This window comes from Paenibacillus rhizolycopersici, assembly GCF_014947195.2.
Classification (GTDB): domain Bacteria; phylum Bacillota; class Bacilli; order Paenibacillales; family Paenibacillaceae; genus Fontibacillus; species Fontibacillus rhizolycopersici.
The window spans coordinates 13,831-34,597 of record NZ_JADCNN020000010.1; the positions used below are offsets into that span (position 1 = coordinate 13,831).

At 49.0% G+C, this 20,767-nt stretch carries 23 protein-coding genes and 1 tRNA gene; 20 read left to right on the forward strand and 4 right to left on the reverse strand.

The annotated features are described in order from the left end of the window. Positions 1-65: 65 nt before the first annotated feature. Together IM700_RS12410 and gnd are read right to left on the reverse strand one after the other, a co-directional pair. Entirely contained in the window at positions 66-737 is a 672-nt protein-coding gene (locus IM700_RS12410; RefSeq protein ID WP_193417631.1) for a GntR family transcriptional regulator, read from the reverse strand. A gap of 129 nt (positions 738-866) precedes the next feature. Continuing rightward, positions 867-1,766: a phosphogluconate dehydrogenase (NAD(+)-dependent, decarboxylating) gene (gene gnd, locus IM700_RS12415; RefSeq protein WP_193417629.1), complete on the reverse strand. Its 900-nt coding sequence runs from the start codon at positions 1,764-1,766 to the stop codon at positions 867-869. Between the two features lie 377 nt (positions 1,767-2,143). On the opposite strand from gnd, the gene rpmH reads away from it, so the two are divergent. The 12 genes from rpmH (at position 2,144) to IM700_RS12475 (ending at position 14,081) form a co-directional block, all read left to right on the forward strand. Further along, positions 2,144-2,278 carry a 50S ribosomal protein L34 gene (gene rpmH, locus IM700_RS12420; protein WP_009223341.1) on the forward strand — a complete coding sequence of 45 codons (135 nt, stop codon included), beginning with the start codon at positions 2,144-2,146 and terminating at the stop codon, positions 2,276-2,278. Between the two features lie 114 nt (positions 2,279-2,392). Further along, on the forward strand, positions 2,393-2,743 hold the full coding sequence (gene rnpA / locus IM700_RS12425) for a ribonuclease P protein component (RefSeq protein WP_193417627.1): 351 nt from the start codon (positions 2,393-2,395) through the stop codon (positions 2,741-2,743). 75 nt (positions 2,744-2,818) lie between these two features. Next, complete coding sequence (locus tag IM700_RS12430; RefSeq protein WP_193417625.1) at positions 2,819-3,718, forward strand: YidC/Oxa1 family membrane protein insertase; 900 nt, start codon at positions 2,819-2,821, stop codon at positions 3,716-3,718. After that, on the forward strand, positions 3,715-4,440 hold the full coding sequence (gene jag, locus IM700_RS12435; protein WP_193417623.1) for an RNA-binding cell elongation regulator Jag/EloR: 726 nt from the start codon (positions 3,715-3,717) through the stop codon (positions 4,438-4,440). Before IM700_RS12430 ends, jag begins: the two co-directional genes overlap by 4 nt. A gap of 814 nt (positions 4,441-5,254) precedes the next feature. Then, a complete protein-coding gene (gene mnmE, locus IM700_RS12440; protein ID WP_193417620.1) occupies positions 5,255-6,634 on the forward strand; it encodes a tRNA uridine-5-carboxymethylaminomethyl(34) synthesis GTPase MnmE in 1,380 nt (459 codons plus the stop codon). Between the two features lie 87 nt (positions 6,635-6,721). Beyond that, on the forward strand, positions 6,722-8,608 hold the full coding sequence (mnmG, locus tag IM700_RS12445) for a tRNA uridine-5-carboxymethylaminomethyl(34) synthesis enzyme MnmG (RefSeq protein ID WP_193417618.1): 1,887 nt from the start codon (positions 6,722-6,724) through the stop codon (positions 8,606-8,608). Between the two features lie 3 nt (positions 8,609-8,611). Beyond that, positions 8,612-9,334: a 16S rRNA (guanine(527)-N(7))-methyltransferase RsmG gene (gene rsmG, locus IM700_RS12450; protein WP_193417616.1), complete on the forward strand. Its 723-nt coding sequence runs from the start codon at positions 8,612-8,614 to the stop codon at positions 9,332-9,334. 256 nt (positions 9,335-9,590) lie between these two features. Next, positions 9,591-10,415: a nucleoid occlusion protein gene (gene noc / locus IM700_RS12455; RefSeq protein ID WP_155604526.1), complete on the forward strand. Its 825-nt coding sequence runs from the start codon at positions 9,591-9,593 to the stop codon at positions 10,413-10,415. A 222-nt stretch (positions 10,416-10,637) separates the two neighbouring features. Further along, complete coding sequence (locus tag IM700_RS12460; protein ID WP_155604527.1) at positions 10,638-11,399, forward strand: ParA family protein; 762 nt, start codon at positions 10,638-10,640, stop codon at positions 11,397-11,399. Further along, positions 11,392-12,231 carry a ParB/RepB/Spo0J family partition protein gene (locus IM700_RS12465; protein WP_193417614.1) on the forward strand — a complete coding sequence of 280 codons (840 nt, stop codon included), beginning with the start codon at positions 11,392-11,394 and terminating at the stop codon, positions 12,229-12,231. Before IM700_RS12460 ends, IM700_RS12465 begins: the two co-directional genes overlap by 8 nt. Positions 12,232-12,373: 142 nt before the next feature. After that, on the forward strand, positions 12,374-13,531 hold the full coding sequence (locus IM700_RS12470; RefSeq protein ID WP_239483860.1) for an aminotransferase class V-fold PLP-dependent enzyme: 1,158 nt from the start codon (positions 12,374-12,376) through the stop codon (positions 13,529-13,531). Between the two features lie 28 nt (positions 13,532-13,559). Continuing rightward, positions 13,560-14,081 (forward strand): DUF4446 family protein, encoded by a 522-nt coding sequence (locus IM700_RS12475; protein WP_193417610.1) that lies wholly within the window; start codon positions 13,560-13,562, stop codon positions 14,079-14,081. Here the strand turns inward: IM700_RS12475 and yyaC are convergent. Beyond that, positions 14,032-14,640 (reverse strand): spore protease YyaC, encoded by a 609-nt coding sequence (gene yyaC / locus IM700_RS12480; RefSeq protein WP_193417608.1) that lies wholly within the window; start codon positions 14,638-14,640, stop codon positions 14,032-14,034. The two genes, IM700_RS12475 and yyaC, sit on opposite strands and share 50 nt — an antisense overlap. Positions 14,641-14,796: 156 nt before the next feature. Here yyaC and IM700_RS12485 point away from each other — a divergent pair, with 156 nt between their 5' ends. The 4 genes from IM700_RS12485 (at position 14,797) to IM700_RS12500 (ending at position 16,382) form a co-directional block, all read left to right on the forward strand. Continuing rightward, the gene (locus tag IM700_RS12485; RefSeq protein ID WP_155604906.1) at positions 14,797-15,030 is read left to right on the forward strand and encodes a putative Se/S carrier protein; all 234 of its coding nucleotides are present in this window, start codon (positions 14,797-14,799) and stop codon (positions 15,028-15,030) included. 22 nt (positions 15,031-15,052) lie between these two features. Continuing rightward, positions 15,053-15,916 (forward strand): mechanosensitive ion channel family protein, encoded by an 864-nt coding sequence (locus IM700_RS12490; protein ID WP_193417605.1) that lies wholly within the window; start codon positions 15,053-15,055, stop codon positions 15,914-15,916. A 63-nt stretch (positions 15,917-15,979) separates the two neighbouring features. Next, positions 15,980-16,207 carry a DUF951 domain-containing protein gene (locus IM700_RS12495; RefSeq protein WP_155604533.1) on the forward strand — a complete coding sequence of 76 codons (228 nt, stop codon included), beginning with the start codon at positions 15,980-15,982 and terminating at the stop codon, positions 16,205-16,207. An 84-nt stretch (positions 16,208-16,291) separates the two neighbouring features. After that, a tRNA-Ser gene (locus tag IM700_RS12500) sits at positions 16,292-16,382 on the forward strand. A 381-nt stretch (positions 16,383-16,763) separates the two neighbouring features. Here the strand turns inward: IM700_RS12500 and IM700_RS12505 are convergent. After that, complete coding sequence (locus IM700_RS12505) at positions 16,764-16,961, reverse strand: YjzC family protein (RefSeq protein WP_155604534.1); 198 nt, start codon at positions 16,959-16,961, stop codon at positions 16,764-16,766. Between the two features lie 300 nt (positions 16,962-17,261). On the opposite strand from IM700_RS12505, the gene rpsF reads away from it, so the two are divergent. From rpsF to IM700_RS12525, 4 genes are all read left to right on the forward strand, one after another. Beyond that, a complete protein-coding gene (rpsF, locus tag IM700_RS12510; RefSeq protein WP_155604535.1) occupies positions 17,262-17,546 on the forward strand; it encodes a 30S ribosomal protein S6 in 285 nt (94 codons plus the stop codon). Positions 17,547-17,586: 40 nt separating this feature from the next. Next, the gene (ssb, locus tag IM700_RS12515; RefSeq protein WP_155604536.1) at positions 17,587-18,075 is read left to right on the forward strand and encodes a single-stranded DNA-binding protein; all 489 of its coding nucleotides are present in this window, start codon (positions 17,587-17,589) and stop codon (positions 18,073-18,075) included. Between the two features lie 21 nt (positions 18,076-18,096). Then, positions 18,097-18,366 (forward strand): 30S ribosomal protein S18, encoded by a 270-nt coding sequence (rpsR, locus tag IM700_RS12520; RefSeq protein WP_009223360.1) that lies wholly within the window; start codon positions 18,097-18,099, stop codon positions 18,364-18,366. A 641-nt stretch (positions 18,367-19,007) separates the two neighbouring features. Further along, positions 19,008-20,747 (forward strand): ABC transporter substrate-binding protein, encoded by a 1,740-nt coding sequence (locus tag IM700_RS12525; RefSeq protein ID WP_155604907.1) that lies wholly within the window; start codon positions 19,008-19,010, stop codon positions 20,745-20,747. Positions 20,748-20,767: the final 20 nt, after the last annotated feature.

A 20,767-nucleotide genomic window follows, 5' to 3' on the forward strand; every position in this document is an offset into this window, starting at 1 on the left:
CATTCTGTATACTTGTCGACAAGAATAAACGGCCAAAAGGGCCCGGGGTACCGTCCCAGCTCGAATTATTGAGGGATGCTCGTCTGAAGCGTGCGGTGCGAGTCGGCGAAGTATTCCTCGACGTTCCGTCCAATAATGTCGGCGTCACGGGACTCTAATGCCTGCAGCAGCTTGCGGTGTTTCCCGATCACATAGTCGATTTTGTCCTCACCTTGCGACAAAACTTCCCGCGTCGTAATCAACATGACCGTCATCACGATTTGGCGGATGCTGGTCCACAGATGCATGATGCGGGTATGGTTCGCTCCGGCAATAATCGTCTCGTGAAAACAGAGATCCTGATAGGCGAATTCTACGACGTCCCGGTGTTTGCCGGCCAAGACCATTTTGTCGATGATTTGCGATAGCGGAGCAATCAGTGCCTCTGGATCATCCGCCATCCGCTGGGAGGCGAAGCTTTCAATTAAATAACGAACATCGTACAATTCGTCCACGTCCTGCAGGCTAAGGCCATTGACGACCGCACCCATGCGTTGTAGGCGGATCAGACCTTCGCCGGAGAGCGTTTTTAGCGCCTCGCGGACCGGGGAGCGGCTCGTGCCGAAATCCGCGGCGATGCGATTTTCCGACAGGACCGCGTCTGGCTTGATCGTGCCTGCTATGATTTGCAGTCGCAGCTCTGCGGCGATCGATTCGCCGAGCGAACTGCCTTTCAACCAGGAAGAAGGGTATTGCATGCGATATTTCTCCTATTCCAAGGGATGTCATCCCGCTTGATGATCGATGAAACCTAAATACTTCGATCATAGCATGAATATTGTCGGATGGGGAATCTCGCTCAAGGTTTTTGGAGGAAATTAAATGATTTATTTAGTCGACTCTACCGCATGTCCGCCAAATTCGTTGCGCAGCGCCGCGACTACTTTGCCGTGAAACGTGTCCTCCTGGAGCGAACGGTAACGCATGAACAGCGACATCGCGATCACCGGTGCGTTTGCTTGCAGATCCAGCGCCGTTTCCACTGTCCATTTACCTTCTCCAGAGGAATGCATGACACCGCGGATTCCTTCCAGCTTCGGATCTTTGGCAAAAGCGTTTTGCGTCAGTTCCATCAGCCAGCTGCGAATGACCGAACCATTCGACCATACTCGGGCGACCTGCTCGAAATCGTAATCATAAGGGCTTTTGTCTAGCAACTCAAAGCCTTCGGCAATGGCCTGCATCATGCCATATTCAATTCCGTTATGGACCATTTTGAGAAAATGGCCGCTCCCGGAAGGACCGGCATACAGATATCCGCCGCTAACGGCGATATCACGAAAGATCGGTTCCATCAACCGGAAGGCCTCTTCCTCGCCGCCGATCATAAAGCAGCCGCCTTGCTCCGCGCCTTCGACACCCCCGGACGTACCGACATCGAGGAAGCGAATGCCCTGCGCCGCCAGTTGTTCCGATAACTCCAGCGAGTTTTTGTAATGCGAATTTCCGCCGTCAATGACGACATCGCCCGGTTCTAACAAAGGGGTTAGCTGATCGACGACCGAACACAGCGGAGCACCGGCCGGAACCATCACCCATATGAATCTTGGCGTTTCTAGAGCAGCGACGAGTTCCTCCAGGCTGGCGGCGGGGACTGCGCCTTTTTCAGCTGCGCCTGCAACTGACCGCGGATTCATGTCATGAGCCACAACGTCATGTCCGTGCTCCAGCAGATTCAGAACGAGATGAAAGCCCATTTTTCCAAGCCCGATCATACCTAATTTCATAGAAGTAAGCACCTCATTTCGAATTATTGTATACTTGTATACAACTTATAAATTGAATATACTCCGATTCGATTTGGCTGTAAACCATCTACAAGAAGGCGCTTCTTGACGGGTTCTTTCGGTTGAAAGTACTTTTCCACATGTGCATAACTTATATGCGAGGAGGTTATCGGGAAGGCTGTGGAAAACTGAAGCGTGATTTTTTTTCGTTACGAGGGCTGTGGATTGTGGATAATGGGAAGGGAATAGCGGGAGATGGCGAGGGAAGTTCGGTTGACTTTTCCTAGGCGGTGTGGTTAAATGTATAAAGGCATTTTCTGTGGATATGAAAATGGTAAACATACAGATAATGATAATCCTGTAAGGGGGTGCGATAAATGAAACCAACTTTCAAACCGAATGTGAGCAAACGTAAAAAGGTTCACGGTTTCCGCAAAAGAATGAGCACGAAAAACGGCCGCAAGGTTCTAGCTGCTCGTCGTCTCAAAGGCAGAAAAGTACTGAGTGCGTAAAGCGTGCGTAAAGACCACCGCGGTGGTCTTTTTTTTATACTTGAGCCTAGCGCGAGAGTTACGGCGACGTTTGGTCAATACTAATTTAGAATTGATGAATCAAGGAGATTGCTCGTGCATAAACAACTTCGTTTGAGAAACCGCGCCGATTTTAACCGCATCTACCGGTTTGGTAAGTCCTTTGCGAATCGTCAGCTGGTGGTGTACTGGTCCAATAAACCGGATATTGAACGTTTTCGCCTGGGGGTATCGGCCAGCAAAAAAATCGGAAATGCCGTCGTTCGCAACCGGATGCGGCGGATGTTAAAAGAGATCGTCCGACTGCATGAAGCGGAAATTCGCGACCATGTCGACCTGATCCTGATCGTGCGTAATGGGGCCGTTGGAATGGAATATAAGGACCTCGAAAAAAGCGTGCTTCACGTGCTTCGAAAAGCTTCGCTGCTGCGGGCTTCCGGGCGTTAGGCAGGCTTGTTTCTTTGTCCCTTCAAATATGTTATGATTTACGTTGAATGGATAGGTTAAGAGAGGGGTTTTAAAGTGTCGCGATTGATGACTAACCGAAGAAGATGGCTTCTTCTCCTTCTGGCGGTCGTGATGGTAGCGGTTCTCGCGGGATGCGCTCCGCAGAATGCTCATTTGGCAACCACGACGGAAAATATGAAGGATAGCAATTCGTGGTGGACCGCGAACGTGGTTTACTATTTCTCGCTCGTACTGGATACGTTTGCAAAATGGTTTAATGGTGCTTATGGCGTAGCGATTTTGATTATGGTGCTGATCGTTCGGACGTTGATCCTGCCTTTGACACTGAAGCAGGTCAAGAGTTCGAAAGCGATGCAGGCCATTCAGCCTCAGCTCCAGAAAATCCGTGAGCAATATAAAGATAATCCGGAGCTACAACAGCAGGAGACCATGAAGCTATTCCAGGAACACAAGGTCAATCCGATGGCGGGTTGTTTCCCGTTGATCATTCAGATGCCGGTGTTCATTGCGTTGTATAATTCGATTTACTACAACTCGGCGATCCGAGAGCATTCCTTCCTGTGGCTGCAGCTCGGCGAACCTGACAAATTGTTTATCTTGCCGGCGGTCGCGGCTCTGACGACTTTTATTCAAACGAAGATGATGTCGAGCGTGAATCCGCAGGGCATGCAAGGCCCGATGGCGTTTATGATGTGGGTCTATCCGATTTTGATTTTTGTCATGGCGTACAATTTCGCCGCTGCGTTGCCGTTGTACTGGATTTTCAGTAACCTGTACACAATTGCGCAAAACTTCTTTATCTACCGTAAGAAAGATCCGGCTTTGGCTGCGGCTGCTGTTACAGCAGGCGGCGGCGGTTCATCTTCCGGCTCTGGGAACAAGAAGCGAGGCGGCTCCAATCTAAAAGCCGGTCATCCCGGTAAGGGTGCCAAGGAGGCCAAAAAATCGAAATGAATAAAATCGTGACGTCGGGAAAAACCATTGAAGATGCTGTAAGACAAGGATTGGCCAAGCTCGGCACCACCGAGGATAAAGTCGCCGTGAACGTGTTAGAGCAGCCATCAAAAGGATTCCTGGGACTGTTTGGGGGAAAGGAAGCAAAGGTTGAGCTTACTTTGGTTGAGGAACCTGCCCCTGTATCAGTACCCACCCCGAATAGGGCTGCTTCGGCACCTCGTTCGTCTGCTTCCGTGATAGAGGAGAAGGCGGCGGGAAGCGAGAAGGATCCCTACGCGGAGGCGGCGTCATTCATCCGGGAGGTCGGCGAAAACATGGGCTTGGACGTCAAAGTCGAAGGCTCCCATGGCAAAGACCATACCGTGTTGAACATTTCGGGCCATGATTTGGGTTTAATGATCGGGCGGAGAGGGCAAACCCTCGACGCGCTGCAATATTTGGCGAATATCATCGCTAACCGTTATTCCGACAGCTTCATCCGCATCGTCCTCGATGCCGAAAACTTCCGGGAACGCCGGAAGAAAACGCTGGAGGAGCTTGCCGTCAGATTGGCCGGACGGGTCGTTCGAACGCGTAAAGAGGTTACGCTCGAACCGATGTCGCCGCAGGAGCGCAAAGTGATTCATTCCAAACTTCAGGATCACCCGGAGGTCAAAACTTACAGTAAAGGCGAAGAGCCGAACCGGCGGGTCGTTATTACTCTGAAGCATAGTAAATGAATGAGACGCAATGACGTTTGCTCGGCGTAAGCTGGGGGACGTCATTTTTTTATCCCCAGGTCTCAACCCTCCCCACCCCTCCCTTACCGTAAGGGAGGGCGTCCGAGGGCCTGCTGCCCTCTGGGCTCCCGCAAACTGGAGGAACGTTGGAAGGAAAGAGGCGCTCCTGCTCGCTGTCCCCTTCGGGGATGCGCTTTACTTCGGTGCGTGGAACGCTTTTCCCCCCTTCGGGGTACGTCTTACTTGGGAGCACCCGGGATACCTGGTAAACCGTTCTGCTCATGACTACTGCTGTTGGCGCACCCGAGGGGATGTGGAGGTGGGAGCGGCTTCTCGCCCCTGCGGGGCCCGCCTCTACTTTAGAGTTCCTGCCTGTGAGTGAGAGGCTCTGAGGGGAGCGTCGAGTACGGTTTGCGGTGGTAGAGAAACTACATGCAAGGAGGGCGCTATCCCTTCGGGATGCGCTGACGTAGGAGTAAGACGTGAGGGCGGATGCTTCGAAGGGATCGAGGAGTAGCGGCAGGCGCTTGAAGTGTGACTATGTGCAAGGAGGGCGCTGTCTCCTGCGGAGATGGCGCTGACACTCGGAGCAATGCGATGCATGAGGATGCTCTGATGGGGTGAGTGAATTGGGGGGGAGAGGGGCGTATGAATCCGAAGAAGCGGAGCGTTCGCCTTTGTGAGCGGATTTCTACAACTTCTGAATTTAGTCCAATCCAAGAAATCCGCGAACAACAGCGATCGTAGGATCATACGACCAGCGGAGCTATGAAATTCACGAACGGTTTTAAAACAACTAGCGAGGTGAAGCAAAATGCTTAGCGATACAATTGCAGCGATATCGACAGCGGTGGGCGAAAGCGGCATCGCCGTGATCCGCGTCAGCGGACCGGAGGCTATCGCCGAAGTGGGGCGGTTATTCCGCGCCAAGACGGCGCTGCCGGAGGCGGAGAGCCATACGGTACATTATGGCTTCATCGTGGACCCGGCGACGGGCGACAAGCTCGAGGAGGTGCTCGTCAGCGTCTTTCGCGCGCCGCGCTCCTTCACCACGGAAGACGTGGTGGAGATTAGCACGCACGGCGGGATCATCTCCGTCAAACGCGTGATGGACCTGCTGCTCCAGCAGCGAGGCATTCGCCTCGCAGAACCGGGCGAGTTCACGAAACGCGCGTTCCTGAACGGCCGGATCGACTTGTCGCAGGCGGAGGCGGTCATCGACCTGATCCGATCCAAGTCGGATCGGGCATTCTCCGTGGCGCTGAAGCAGGTCGAAGGCCAGCTGTCGCGCCAAATCGGGATGCTGCGACACACATTGATCGAGACGTTGGCGCATATCGAAGTGAACATCGATTATCCGGAGCATGACGTGGAGTCGATGACGATGGCGTTTATCAAGGAGAAATGCACGGCGGTGTCGGAAGGCATCGATGCGCTTTTGAAGACGGCGGAGCAGGGGAAGATTTTGCGCGAGGGAATTACGACGGCGATCGTCGGCCGCCCGAATGTCGGGAAATCCTCGCTGATGAATGCCCTAGCCCGCGAGAATAAGGCAATCGTCACCGACATCCCCGGAACGACGCGGGATGTGATCGAAGAATATGTGACGATCAATAATATCCCGCTGAAGCTGCTCGACACGGCGGGGATCCGCGAGACAATGGACCTAGTCGAGCAGATCGGGGTGGAGCGGTCCAAAGCGGCGGTGAACGAGGCGGACTTGATCTTGCTCGTGCTCAACAGCGCCGAGGCGCTGCATGAGGACGAAGTTGCCTTGATGGAGCAACTGAAGGGGCGGTCCACGATCGTTCTTTTGAATAAAATCGATTTACCGCAGCAGTTGGATCGGGAGGTGGTACGGCGTTATTTTTCCGAGGAAGCGATCGTCGAGTTGTCGGTCAAAACGGAGGAAGGGCTGGATCATCTGGAGGAAGCGATTGCCCGATTGTTCTTCGGCGGAAAGCTGGAGTCGAACGACCTGACGTATGTAAGTAATGTGCGCCATATTGCCTTGCTGAAGAAGGCAAAGCAGTCCCTTGCGGATGCGTACGAGGCGGCGGACAGCGGGATTCCGATCGATATTTTGCAAATTGACGTGAGGTACGCTTGGGAGCAGCTAGGCGAGGTGATCGGGGATTCGGCGCCGGATGCGTTGATCGATCAGATTTTTTCTCAATTTTGCTTGGGGAAATAAGCGTTCTCTAGTATCAGCAGAGCCGGTTCATGGTATGATGTTACGGATAGAGTTTGAAGGGTGTAGGGTAAAGGAGGTTGACGATACATGGGTTATGCTGCCGGAAACTATGAGGTGATCGTGGTTGGCGCGGGGCATGCAGGCTGCGAGGCGGCTTTGGCTGCAGCGCGGATGGGATGTCGAACGCTGATGGTTACGATCAATTTGGATATGGTTGCTTTTATGCCGTGCAATCCTTCGATTGGAGGTCCGGCAAAAGGCCACGTCGTGCGCGAGGTTGACGCCTTGGGCGGCGAAATGGGCCGTAATATCGACAAAACGTTCATCCAGATGCGGATGCTTAATACCGGGAAAGGCCCGGCCGTTCACGCGCTTCGCGCGCAGGCGGATAAATTCTCCTATCAACATACGATGAAGGAAACGATGGAGAAGGAGCCGAATCTGACGATGCTCCAAGGGATGGTTGAGGAGTTGATCGTTCAGGATGGCCAGTGTGTGGGTGTAATTACCAAGACCGGCGCGGAGTATCGGGCTCAAGCGGTGGTACTGACGACCGGTACGTATCTGCGCGGCAAAATCATCATGGGCGAGCTGATGTACGAAAGTGGCCCAAACAACCAGCAACCTTCGGTGCGACTGTCTCAAAACTTGAAGGAGCTGGGCTTTGAGCTGGTGCGTTTCAAAACAGGGACGCCGCCGCGGGTGCATAAGGATACGATCGATTTCTCGCAAACGGAGATACAGCCTGGGGATGAGAAACCGAAGTTTTTTTCCTATGAGACGAAAGAATCGGACAATGAGCAGCTCCCTTGCTGGCTGACGTATACTTCCGAAGAGACGCATAAGATCATTACGGATAACCTGGATCGTGCGCCGATGTTCTCCGGGGTGATTGAAGGCACGGGTCCGCGGTACTGTCCGTCTATCGAGGACAAAATCGTGCGGTTCAGCGACAAGCCGAAACATCAGATTTTCCTGGAACCGGAAGGTAAGAATACGTCGGAGTATTATGTACAAGGCTTCTCCACTAGTATGCCCGAGGAGGTTCAGCTAAAAATGCTGCGTTCGGTGCCGGGTCTGCAAAACGTACAAATGATGCGCACCGGTTACGCGATTGAATATGACGCGGTTGTACCGACTCAGCTGTGGCCTTCCTTGGAGACGAAACGGCTGCCTGGACTGTTTACAGCGGGACAAATCAACGGGACCTCCGGTTATGAGGAAGCGGCGGGACAAGGCATTATGGCCGGGATTAACGCTGCCCGTAAAGTGCAGGGCAAGGAACCTGTTGTTCTTGATCGTTCGCAAGGTTATATCGGCGTATTGATCGATGATTTGGTGACGAAAGGCACGAATGAACCGTATCGCTTGCTTACCTCGCGTGCCGAATATCGCCTGCTGCTTCGTCACGACAATGCAGACTTACGTCTGACGCCGCTGGGCCATGACATTGGCTTGATTTCGGAAGAGCGGTATGCGCGGTTCTTGGATAAGAAAGAGAAGGTTGAGCAAGAGATTGAGCGATTGAAGTCAACGAAGGTTCGTCCTACTGATATCAATCCGCTGCTCGAGTCGATCGGTTCGGCACCGATTCAGGATGGCAGCAACTTGCTCACGATTTTGCGGCGTCCGGAAGTGTCGTATGCTCATATCGCTTCATTGTCCCCGTCGGAGATCGAACTTGATGAAGAGATGCAGGAGCAAGTTGAAATTCAAATCAAGTATGCGGGTTATATTGAGAAGCAATTGATCCATGTTGATAAGTTACAAAAAATGGAAAAGAAAAAAATACCCGAAACGATCAACTATGATGATATTCAAGGCTTGGCGATAGAGGCACGGCAAAAGCTGACTAAAATTCGTCCGATCTCGATCGGTCAAGCTTCGCGGATTTCGGGGGTTACACCGGCCGACATTTCGATTTTGCTGGTGTATTTAGAGCATTATAACCGGGTCACGGCTGCAGGAGGGTAACCATTGGATTCGATACAAGCCCAATTTTGCACACTGCTCCAAGGTCATGGCATCGAGGTGTCGGACGAGCAGTTGAAGCAATTCGAACGATATTACGAAGTGCTAGTTGACTGGAATGAAAAGATGAACCTCACCGGGATTACCGAACGAGAACAGGTGTATATCAAGCATTTCTATGATTCGATAAGCCTAGCGTTCCATGTCCCGATGGGGGAGATGGGGTCTATGGCGGATATTGGCTCAGGGGCGGGATTCCCCGGCATTCCGTTAAAAATTTGTTATCCACATTTGCAGCTAACGATCGTGGACTCTCTAAATAAACGAATCCAGTTTTTGCAGCATGTGGTTACTGAACTTGGTTTATCCCAAGTACAATTGCTGCATGGACGCGCTGAGGACTTGGGGCGGCAGAAGGAACTTCGCGATGCGTTTGATCTGGTCACGGCCCGAGCTGTTGCCCGGATGGCCATTCTCAACGAGTTTTGTCTGCCATTTACTAAACCTGGCGGATTATTCGTGGCTATGAAAGGAAGCAATCCGGTGGATGAAGTGAAGGAAGCGGCCCGTAGTTTGTCTGAATTAAAAGGGAAGTGGGTCAGCACTCCCGAGTTTTCACTTCCGCTGGAAAATTCGGAACGTCATTTGGTCATTATTCAAAAGACAGCCCCAACACCAAAAAAGTACCCCAGAAAACCTGGAACACCGGTCAAGATGCCGCTGATTTAAATCATAAGCTATGCCCCTTAGCAAATTGTTCCACGTGAAACATAGCTAAGGGGGATTTTTTTGTCTTTAGGCCGATAAATCTATCTTCTTTTCTTAAACTTCTCTCAATTAGAGAATAGGATTATAGAGGAAAAAGTGGTAGAATAGATATATCAGGTTTTATATTGCATTTCGTTTGGAGTAATGTCATCCCGGGGGATGATTCGTAAGGCGGTTTGGCCTTATGTCACTATGAAACTAGGTGGTAATTGACGGAATGAAAGAACAATTTTCTAAATTGTTTGGGTTAACCGAACGAAGCGGCGGAGATGAAGTAAGACAAATTCCGGTGGAGGAAATTGTCGGCAGTCCTTATCAACCGCGGACGATCTTTGACGACGAGAAAATCGATGAGTTATGCCAAACGATTCGTACGCATGGCGTGATTCAACCGATTGTCGTTCGTTACCGGAATGAGAAGTATGAAATTATCGCCGGAGAGCGCCGCTGGAGAGCCGTCAAAAAGCTGGGTTTAGAGTCCATTCCTGCAATTTTGCGAGATTTCAACGATTCGCAAGCGGCATCGATTGCCTTGATTGAAAATCTCCAACGAGAAGGGCTCACCTCGATAGAGGAAGCTATAGCTTACCAAAATTTGATTGATTTACACCAGTTGACGCAGGAAAGCCTGGCACAACGCCTTGGAAAGAGCCAGTCAACCATTGCTAACAAAATCAGACTGTTGCAGCTTCCGGAGGGTGTAAAGACAGCGCTGATGGAACGGAAAATTACAGAACGTCATGCGCGTGCTTTACTGTCCTTGGACTCGGAAGAATTGCAGTTAAAGGTCCTGGGTGAAGTAATTAGCAAAGAGTTGAATGTCAAGCAGACAGAAGCTCGCATTACCTTCTACAAAGAATTGGACAAAAACAAAAAGTCTCCATCGAAACGAATTTCTTTTACGAAAGATGTTCGTTTAGCCTTGAATACGATCCGCCAATCCATTGACATGGTCACCGGATCGGGCTTGCAAATCAAAACGGAAGAAAAGGATCATGAAGATCATTATGAAATTGTGATTCAGATTCCAAAACGTTCATAAATTCACTCGCTGACCACAACCGCGAGGTTGAAGGTCAGTTTCTTTTTCGGTCTTGAACGATAAGCGTTATGCACATGTGGATAAAGACTGTTACGGCTGATATTTTTATCGATCGGCAGCTGTATTCACAACGCATTGCTATAGGTCTTTTTGTAGCAGCAGCCTAGAATGCGTACATGAGGACTACAAAGAGATTCTTCTATTATATTGAGGTGAACTGGATTGTCTAAAATCATAGCCATAGCTAACCAAAAAGGGGGCGTCGGAAAGACGACGACTTCCGTCAATTTGGGGGCGGGCCTAGCTGCCATCGGAAAGAAAGTACTACTGATCGATATTGACCCTCAAGGCAATACGACAAGTGGTGTTGGCATTAATAAAGCAGATGTAGCGAATTGCATCTATGATGTGCTGATCAACGAAGTTCATCCGAAAGAAGCTATCGCACATACCGACATTGAAAACTTGCATATCATTCCAGCAACGATTCAATTAGCCGGTGCTGAAATCGAGTTGGTTCCAACGATATCACGGGAAGTCAGACTCAAAAAGTCGCTACAACCGATTCGTCATTTGTACGATTATATCTTGATCGATTGCCCGCCATCGCTTGGGATCTTAACGATCAACTCTTTGACCGCAGCAGATTCCGTACTTATCCCTATACAGTGCGAATATTACGCTTTGGAGGGATTGAGCCAACTGCTTAATACGGTACGATTGGTTCAGAAGCATTTGAACACATCCCTGCAAATTGAAGGGGTCTTGTTGACGATGTTTGATGCTAGAACGAATTTGGGCATTCAAGTGATTGAAGAGGTCAAGAAGTATTTCCAGCAGAAGGTGTACAAGACAGTGATTCCACGCAATGTGCGTTTAAGCGAAGCTCCATCCCATGGTCAATCCATTATTACGTATGACCCTCGATCGAAGGGTGCGGAAGTTTATCTTGAGTTGGCAAAGGAAGTGGTATCTTATGAATAAACGATTGGGCAAAGGATTGGATGCTCTGATCCCAGCACTATCGATCCAAGATGATGATAAGGTGGTCGAGATTCCACTCAATCAGCTTCGTGCCAATCCGTATCAACCACGCAAAACTTTCGACGAAGAGGCAATACGGGAATTGGCCGAATCTATTCGGCAGCATGGAGTCATTCAACCGATTATTGTGCGTAGCGTGCTTAAAGGGTATGAAATTATCGCTGGGGAGCGGCGGTTCCGCGCTTCGCAATTTTGTGGAAACGCAACGATTCCTGCTGTAGTACGGAGTTTCTCTGATCAGCAAGTGATGGAGATTGCCCTTATTGAGAACCTGCAACGGGAGAACTTAAACGCAATGGAAGTAGCCGTGGCTTATCAAGGGCTGATGGATCAATTCCAATTGACCCAGGAAGAACTTTCGATGAAGGTGGGTAAGTCTCGTTCACATATTGCTAATTTCTTACGGTTATTATCTTTACCGGAGGAAGTTAAGGAATATGTTTCACGTGGAACATTGTCGATGGGACATGCTCGAGCATTAGTTGGACTAAAAGACCCAACCACGATCAAACAATTAGCCCAGCAGTGCATCGATCATGAGTGGAGTGTTCGAGATCTGGAGGATGCGGTACAACAACTCGATCGCAAGAAACAAGAAAAACCGAAAGCAACCGGAAAGAAACGGGATCCTTATATCGATGAGGTAGAAGAAAATTTGCGTGAACGATATAAGACGACCGTGAAAATTAAAGCAAACAAGGATAAGGGAAAAATCGAAATTAACTATTATAGCCAGCAGGATTTGCAGCGATTACTGGATATGCTGAGCTAAAGGATAAATGAAATGACATATCCATCTTTTGGATAGCCTGAGCAAGAGGGGCTCGATAAAAGAAGGGTATGTCATTTCTTGGTCTGTCTCTGATCTTATGAATGAACACTTGTGGAGCTTAACGCCCGAGGAGGAGTTATCGTTGCGCGAGACAAAATCGGTCATCTACCTAGATCATGCAGCTACATCTTGGCCAAAACCTCCTAGGGTAGGAGAAGTCATGTTGGAAATACTAAACGGACCAGCTGCCAATGCAGGACGTGGAAATCATGGGATGGCGTTGCATGCGGGTAGGGTACTGTATCAGACCCGTATGAAGCTTGCAAAATTGTTTGGCGTACTTAATCCGAACGACATCGCGTTCATGTCCAACGCAACTTCTGCTTTGAATTTAGCCATTAAAGGTTGGTTGAAGCCGGGGGATCATGTTATAGCTACGTCGGTCGAACATAATTCAGTAAGGCGTCCTTTGGAATTTTTAAAACGGACAATGGGTATTGAAGTTGATTATGCCGAGGTGGATCGTCAGGGCCAGTTGGATTTGCTTCAGGTGGAGAAACTTTTTCAACCTCATACACGTTTACTTGTATGTTCTCATAGTTCGAATTTGCTGGGTTGCATTTTACCGATTCAAGAGTTAAGTCGGATAGCTCATGCAAATGGAGCGATTATCTTGGTTGATGCAGCTCAAACGGCGGGTTGTTATCCAGTGGATGTGCAAGAGATGGGGATTGATCTTCTTGCTTTCCCGGGTCACAAAGGATTGCTCGGGCCTCAAGGAACCGGAGGCTTGTACATTCACCCGGAAATTGATTTGGAACCGCTGCTGCATGGAGGGACGGGAAGCCAATCCGAGGAAAGCGAGCAGCCTTCCGTTCGACCTGATCGTTATGAAGCGGGTACTGTAAATACTCCGGGGATTGCCGGACTAGGTGCTGGTGTAGAAACGGTTCTGGAATGCGGGGTGGAGCGGATTCATCAGCATGAATGGAAGTTAACGCAGTATTTAATGAAGGAACTGCAGGCCATCCCGGGTATTCGTCTGATCGGTCCGCAAGTGGGACAGCCTCGAACAGGCATCGTTTCCTTTACGATTGAAGGAAGAGATGCATCTGAGGTCGCGTTCACGTTAGACAAGGAGTATGGTATCGCCGTTCGCGCCGGTTACCATTGTACGCCTTTAGGACATCAAACCGCTGGGACCTTACAAGGTGGCGCCGTCCGTGCAAGTGTAGGTTATAGGACGACAGAGGCAGAGTTACAAATGTTCATTCATGCAATACTTCAATTAATTAAATGATCTCAAGCATAGAGGAGTAGACAGTCGCATGCGGGAATGGAATGATCTCATCTTTGAGCAATTAAGCTGGATCGTCGGAGGTTTGGTTCTCCTGATTCTGTGGCTATTGGTCTGGAATCTGATCCAAGGAAGTAAGCTGCGCAAGATGAAGAAAAGATACGAACTGATGATGAAAGGTGCCGGCGTTGAAGATCTGGAGAGCTTGTTGATCGATTTAAAAATGCAGCAGGGTAAAATCGAAGACCTCCAGGAGGAACAAAAGCAGCAGCTCGCGCAAATCCAAAAAAGAATGCCTATGCAAAAGTCGAAGATCGGCATTAAACGGTATAACGCTTTTGGAGAAAAAGGGAACGATTTGAGCTTCTCGATTGCGTTCGTCAACGATCAGCAAGATGGTGTGGTCCTCACAGGGCTTTACAATCGAGATGGCTCTTTTGTATATGCCAAGGGCTTGGAGAAAGGGGAGTCACCGCATGCACTCTCTCCGGAAGAGCGTGAAGCTATAGCTCTCGCCGGGCTAGAGAAATCGAACCCCGGGTCCACTCCTTAATCGCGGTATACAAGCAATTCGAGATAATTTCGGAAAGCCGCATGACTAGACTAAGACGCGTATTTTGCAGAACAAAGTATTCCATGAAGCCGCCGACATTGACGATGCCCGTTAGATGGATATCGCCGACCGGCGGTAATTCTTTATTTACGCCTGCGCCGGGACGAAGCGGTCCTTGGACGACCTGAATGGATCCCACGCTGGACGTTTGGCCGAGACAAGCGTCAATGCTAATAATATACGGATCAACGAAGCTAGAGTGGATTTGGTCCAGCGTTTCTTTTAAATTCATCGCATGTACAGGCTCTTCTAAGGTGCCATAAAGGTGGAAGTGCGAGCTGTGATACTTGGCCAATGCGCTACCGACCAGAGGCCCTAAGCAATCACCGGTAGAACGGTCCGTACCAATGCACACGATGACCATATCTTGCCCAGGGGTAACCTGTCCAAAATGCAAAAGCAACCGGTGAATAATCGCCGAATGAATGCCGGGTTCGGTATGCGGGATTTTTAAATAAGGAATTTCTTGCCCTGGAATTGTCGGTTGAAGCTGTGACATGGAATCTTCCTTTCCACTGGGGGATCATGTGCGTACGAAGCGCACTTCAAAGATTTAGTAGATAGTATATGGAAGAAACACATATTATATACTCATACGAAAGTCTCATTGGGGAAAAGGAGAGGAATCGAAGTGGAAGAAGAAGATTGGTTGGTGATGGCCTTTGATTCAACCCAGCAAGCGCTGCGCGCCGAAATGCTTTTGGAGTATGCCGACGTAGACATTGATTTATGCCCCACGCCTAAAGAAATCACCGCCGGGTGCGCGTTATCGATACGGTTCCCGCAATTATCATTGGATGCGGTTAAAGAGATTATTACATCCGAATCAGTAGAGATTCGGGGGATTTACTCCCGTCAAGGGATGGGCTATGATAGCATCAAGTTATGAAATCTGAGAAGGATTGATAGATATGCTATTGGCAAATGAAACTGAAGTGATCCAGGATGCTGCCGAAACGGTAAACACCTGGAGAGATAATATATGGAATTGGTTTACAGATATGGATATGTGGACGAATGTTCTCTACGCGGGGATAAAAATCATCATTATCTTTGTCCTCACTCGTTTGTTCGTTCATATCGTGTTCCGGTTGATCGATCGATCTTTGCAGAAGCGAGAAAAAAGCCGGCTGCAGATGAACCCGCGGCGATTGATTACGGTGGGAGAGCTGCTGAAAAATGTCACCAGTATCACCAGCAACTTCATTATGGTGATGTTGGTGTTGGGGGAGATTGGTTATGATTTGGCACCGCTGTTAGCGGGCGCCGGTGTTCTTGGGCTGGCCATAGGTTTTGGTGCCCAGAGTTTGGTGAAGGATGTCATTACCGGGTTCTTTATTATCCTGGAGGATCAGTTTGCCGTTGGGGACGTGATTCAAACGGGCAGTCTGAAGGGAACGGTAGAAATTATTGGTCTACGTTCCACGCGGCTGGTGAGTTGGACGGGGGAGGTACATATCATTCCAAACGGGATGATCACCAATGTGACGAACTTTTCCGTGGGGACCGCATTGGCAGTGGTCGATTTGCCGTTCAGCAACACTCGGAAATTAGAAGGGGCCGTAGAGCTGCTCCAGGGGGCCATGCAGCGATTGAGCGAGGAACAGGAGCATATCCCTCAGGTACCAAGCGTCCTGGGCATCCAGTCCTTAACGGCAAGCGAATACGTCATTCGGATCGCCGTGGAGTGCCCCCCGGCTGTACGTGCCGATGTCGAGCGGCAGATTCAGACCTATGCCAAGGAAGCACTGGAGCAGGCAGAGATGAACGCGTAACACCGGAAGGCCTCATGTAGGAATAGGACATAAGTATAGAAGATGGGATAGGGGGAATAAGCGATGGAGCGTAAATCATTTCAGTTGGGCGATATCGTGCAAATGAAAAAAAACCATCCTTGCGGCAGCAATGAAATGGAAATCATCCGAATGGGTATGGACATCCGCATCAAATGCGTAGGCTGCAAACACAGCGTTTTGGTGCCCCGTGCCAAGTTCGAGAAGAATATGCGTAAAGTGCTCCGCTCGGCGACGCCCACACAAGAGGAGTCGGGGCAGGACGGACAATAAACGTCAGAGGAACAAACAATTTATGGGATGAAGGATGCCTCTATTGCATTCGGAATGAATTCATGGTACAATCATTCTTGCTGTGGAGAGGTACCCAAGAGGCCCAAGGGGGTTGACTCGAAATCAACTAGGCGTCGCAAGGCGTGCGTGGGTTCGAATCCCACCCTCTCCGCCATTTACTTAATTAGACGAACTCTTACGTTTATGCGTAGGAGTTATTTTTGTTGTATAGAATTTTGAGCCTAATCAAAAGGAAAGAAGGACCCTTTCGGGTCCTTCCTCTGGTTGACGGCGAACTGATTTTGGAATTCTTTTCTCAGCGACAAACAGAAACCTTACGATGTTTGCCTTAGCAAGCACGAATCAGGGAAGAGGGGTCTTCGCTAACTCGTGATCTGATGCTTCTACAAGTCGTGAACAAGATCTCCTTGCGGTTTGTTTCTCGCGGAATCCTCTAAACGGACCAACGGAACCACACCTCTCTTGCTCGCCGTCGATTGTATTATGTGCAGGATTCGTTTTTCTATACACATGAATTTTAATGGGTCAAAAATCCTTAATGGACGCGGGCCTTTTCTTCCTTTTTCCACTTGCGGTCTTTGTTTGACGTCTCAGGGAATTTCTCGCCCTTCTGCAACGTAATCCGCTTTGGATGTTGTATCTGCGTATGGAAGCTTCGCGCCTCACCGACTTCCACGTATACGCCCGGGTTTGGAGCGCGCATGCCTTCCTCAAATTCCGTTTGTTCACCCATCTGGCGTTCCTCCTTTCAGCCTCACATTGGAATTCACGCTTATTGTTTGTCAGAGCGGCTTAATCATGTACCGCGAAGGACCGATAATTATTTACAAGCATAAAAGCGATGTGGGGGAAATGTTTAAGTCATGGGAAGCGGATGAGAGGACTTGTCATCATGGTCTTAAAGAAGGCAAGTATTGGGTCCTTGCACAGCTGACATCAATTTGATATACTACTATGGTGCGAGTTTACGCTCGCTCCTTGCTCCTAAACGAGTTACGTATTGGGGGCCATAGTCCAAGAGGAGGTGAATCAGATGCGCAAATACGAAGTGATGTACATTATTCGTCCTGACGTTGAACAAGAAGCTGTTCAAGCTACAGTCGAAAAATTCCAAGGCATCATCCAAAACGGCGGTGAAATTACCAAACATGACGTGATGGGCAAACGCCGGCTTGCGTATGAGATTAACAAGGTTCGCGATGGAGTTTACGTTCTCGTAAATTTCACAGCTACCCCTGAAGTGGTAGCTGAGTTGGAACGGATCTTGAAGATTTCCGACGAGGTTATCCGTTATCTCATTACGAAAGACGTAGCCTAATTCAAGTTTGAGTAACCATTGCCCGAAGGAGGGGATTTGATTGTTGAACCGTGTCATACTCATCGGACGTCTTACCCGGGATCCAGAGCTGCGATATACGCCAGCCGGCGTAGCGGTAACTCAGTTTACGCTTGCAGTGGACAGACCGTTCACCTCGCAAGGGGGCGAACGCGAAGCGGATTTTATCCCGGTCGTAACCTGGAGACAGCTTGCCGAAACTTGCGCGAACTATTTGCGTAAAGGCCGGTTAACGGCTGTGGAAGGACGTATTCAAGTACGGAACTACGAGAATAACGAAGGTAAACGCGTATACGTAACCGAAGTTATTGCCGATAATGTCCGTTTCTTGGAATCGAACCGCGAAGGCGGTGCAGGTGGTGGCGGCGGTACGCGGGAGGAAGCTCCATTCGGAGGCGGCGGCGGTGGCAATAGCAACCGTGGCGGTAATTTCTCACGCGGCAATCAAGATGATCCATTCTCCGACGACGGGAAACCGATCGATATCTCGGATGACGATTTGCCATTTTAAACACGGAAAGGACTGACAAGCATGAGCTTCAAGCAAAGAGAAGGCGGAGACGACAAAAGACCGGCTCGCCGTGGCGGCCGCAACAAACGTCGTAAAGTGTGCTACTTCACTGTGAATAAAATTACTCACATTGACTATAAAGATACGGAGCTGCTGAAGAAATTCATCAGCGAACGCGGCAAGATTTTGCCTCGTCGTGTTACTGGCACTAGCGCTAAATACCAACGCCTTTTGACGATCGCGATCAAACGCTCCCGTCAAATCGCATTGCTTCCTTACACAACGGAATAAGCAGTGATCTGCTAAAGAGACAGCCGAACCTTAGGGTTCGGCTGTTTTTTTGTTTAGAAAAGGGATGACTAAAGAACCACCTATCGAGTACTTACGACATAATTCTAGTAAATGGAGGGGAGATTCAGTCGATTCGTGACGAGATAGATAGATAAACATCGAAAATTGTTAACATATCTGGTTAAGTACGAGTAAGAAAAATTAACGTTCAACTTTTTGCAAACGCTTCATATTCAAAAATTCTATAAAATATTAGTAATTCAGGGGTAAAAAGGAGCCAACAAACGATTAAAAAAGATATTGACGTGAGATATTTTCACATGTATTATGAACAATAATTCAACTGGTGTTTTTCCCTTGCTGGGGACCGGCTAAAGACCCTTATTAACCGTTGGTTTATACCGAACCTATGTCACCCTTTATTACAAATGGCTCATGGAATTCAACTCCTTAAAGGCTAGAGGTCATGGTAGAGGTAGTGCCAAAGGTTAATAGGTAAGTCGTTTTATTCCAGGCTGTAAGCACGGTTAGAAGTGACGGAAGAAGATAAAGGGGGAGATTGGAGGACAGATCCAGACGAAAGTGAAACTAGACGAAACTGCATGTTCTCAACTTCATTAAACAAGGAGGAGTCAACACACATGGTGGCTAAGAAGAGAAGTTTATGGTCCCTTTTACTTATTTTATCCCTCGTAGGAATTTTGTTTACGGGCTGCAGTACCAATAACACAGCTTCCAATACGCCGACTCCGACAGAGAACAACACAACTCCAGAGAATACAACGGAGCCTGAAGCAGAACCATCGGCCGATGAGCCGGTGGATGGCGGTACGATTACATTGAGCACTTTCTCTGACGTCGTCAGCTTGAACCCTATTTTCATTAATGATACTTCTTCCGGCGATGTAGCTCAGTTCCTGTTCGCCAAGTTGTACGACTTGGATCGCGAAGGGAATGTCGCTGCCGAACCTTGGTCTTTGGCATCCGAGCTCCCGCAAATTTCAGAGGATGGTTTGACATATACCGTAAAGCTGAAAGATACAGCGAAATGGAGCGACGGACAGCCGGTAACGGTAGATGACCTCATCTATACTTTCGATACGGTTCGCAATCCGGAAGCAGGTGCTCCAGGCATCAGCTTATTTGATAAGGTTGAGAAAATCGATAAAGTAGATGACCATACCGCAAACATTAAATTGAAACAAATTTATGCTCCTTTCCAATACACGCTGGTGACGGAGTTGGTTCCAGCCCATGTCCTTAAGGATATTCCTGTGAAAGAACTTCAATCTAATGCTTACGGCACCGATCCAGCGAAGACGGTCACGAATGGACCATGGAAGTGGACCGCTTGGAAGCAAGGGGAAAGCCATACACTTGATGCCGATCCAAACTATTGGGGAGCCGTCAAACCGCATATTGCCCAAGTTATTTATAAAATTTATGCCGATCAAAATACGGAGGTTCAGGCATTACTCAAAGGAGACACCGATCATGTCAGCGCCATCCCTGTGACTCAGGTTGAGGTCGTTAAGGGAAATGACAAGATTGACGTCATTCAGAAGCCGGGACCAACGTATGAATATATCAATTTTAACTTCGATTCGAAAAACTTCCCTGAAAAATATGGTTTATTCGAAGGGCAGAAGACAAGACAGGCCATTGCCTACGCGATCAATCGGCAAGGGATGGTTGATAATGTATTGAAGGGCGTCGGCGCATTGATGAATGCCCCGTTCCTCCCGGATACATGGGCCGATCCGAAAGATGCTGCCGTTAATTATGATTACAATCCTGAGAAGGCCAAACAATTGTTGGCAGAAGACGGTTGGGTAGCCGGCAAAGACGGGATTCTTGAAAAGGATGGACATCGTTTCTCCTTCGAATTGCAGTACAATGCCGGGAATAGCCGTCGTGAGCAGGTGTCGGCAATCATCCAACAGAACCTGAAAGATGTTGGCATTGAAGTGACTCCGAAGGGGATCGATTTCGCAGCTTGGATTGACCAGAATGTAACGCCAGGTAAATATCAAGCGATTCTTCTGGCCTGGTCTTTGAATACGCCAGACCCTGATTCCGAGAGTATCTTCTCTTCGAAGTATTTCCCGCCAGCAGGACAAAACAGCGGTTGGTATAAAAACGAAAAACTCGATCAATTATGGGTGGATGGATACTCTACAGTAGACCAAGCGGAACGCCAAAAGATCTATAAAGAAGTAGCCAAAGAGATCTCCACTGACTTGCCTTATGTATTCCTGTACCAATATGGTAGTGCGATTGGGACGGGACCAAGAGTACATTGGGCTGAGGATGACCGACCTGAACCATCATTGGGTTATGGTCAATACTTCCATGCTATTAAATGGTGGGTAACCGAATAAGAAGTTGTACGGATACAGGA

Excerpts from the sequence above, each read along its gene's own strand:
- IM700_RS12410 (WP_193417631.1), bottom strand. The coding sequence starts at position 737 with ATGCAATACCCTTCTTCCTGGTTGAAAGGCAGTTCGCTCGGCGAATCG.
- gnd (WP_193417629.1), bottom strand. The coding sequence starts at position 1,766 with ATGAAATTAGGTATGATCGGGCTTGGAAAAATGGGCTTTCATCTCGTT.
- rpmH (WP_009223341.1), top strand. The coding sequence starts at position 2,144 with ATGAAACCAACTTTCAAACCGAATGTGAGCAAACGTAAAAAGGTTCAC.
- jag (WP_193417623.1), top strand. The coding sequence starts at position 3,715 with ATGAATAAAATCGTGACGTCGGGAAAAACCATTGAAGATGCTGTAAGA.
- mnmE (WP_193417620.1), top strand. The coding sequence starts at position 5,255 with ATGCTTAGCGATACAATTGCAGCGATATCGACAGCGGTGGGCGAAAGC.
- mnmG (WP_193417618.1), top strand. The coding sequence starts at position 6,722 with ATGGGTTATGCTGCCGGAAACTATGAGGTGATCGTGGTTGGCGCGGGG.
- noc (WP_155604526.1), top strand. The coding sequence starts at position 9,591 with ATGAAAGAACAATTTTCTAAATTGTTTGGGTTAACCGAACGAAGCGGC.
- IM700_RS12465 (WP_193417614.1), top strand. The coding sequence starts at position 11,392 with ATGAATAAACGATTGGGCAAAGGATTGGATGCTCTGATCCCAGCACTA.
- IM700_RS12475 (WP_193417610.1), top strand. The coding sequence starts at position 13,560 with ATGCGGGAATGGAATGATCTCATCTTTGAGCAATTAAGCTGGATCGTC.
- yyaC (WP_193417608.1), bottom strand. The coding sequence starts at position 14,640 with ATGTCACAGCTTCAACCGACAATTCCAGGGCAAGAAATTCCTTATTTA.
- IM700_RS12485 (WP_155604906.1), top strand. The coding sequence starts at position 14,797 with ATGGCCTTTGATTCAACCCAGCAAGCGCTGCGCGCCGAAATGCTTTTG.
- IM700_RS12490 (WP_193417605.1), top strand. The coding sequence starts at position 15,053 with ATGCTATTGGCAAATGAAACTGAAGTGATCCAGGATGCTGCCGAAACG.
- IM700_RS12495 (WP_155604533.1), top strand. The coding sequence starts at position 15,980 with ATGGAGCGTAAATCATTTCAGTTGGGCGATATCGTGCAAATGAAAAAA.
- IM700_RS12505 (WP_155604534.1), bottom strand. The coding sequence starts at position 16,961 with ATGGGTGAACAAACGGAATTTGAGGAAGGCATGCGCGCTCCAAACCCG.
- rpsF (WP_155604535.1), top strand. The coding sequence starts at position 17,262 with ATGCGCAAATACGAAGTGATGTACATTATTCGTCCTGACGTTGAACAA.
- rpsR (WP_009223360.1), top strand. The coding sequence starts at position 18,097 with ATGAGCTTCAAGCAAAGAGAAGGCGGAGACGACAAAAGACCGGCTCGC.
- IM700_RS12525 (WP_155604907.1), top strand. The coding sequence starts at position 19,008 with ATGGTGGCTAAGAAGAGAAGTTTATGGTCCCTTTTACTTATTTTATCC.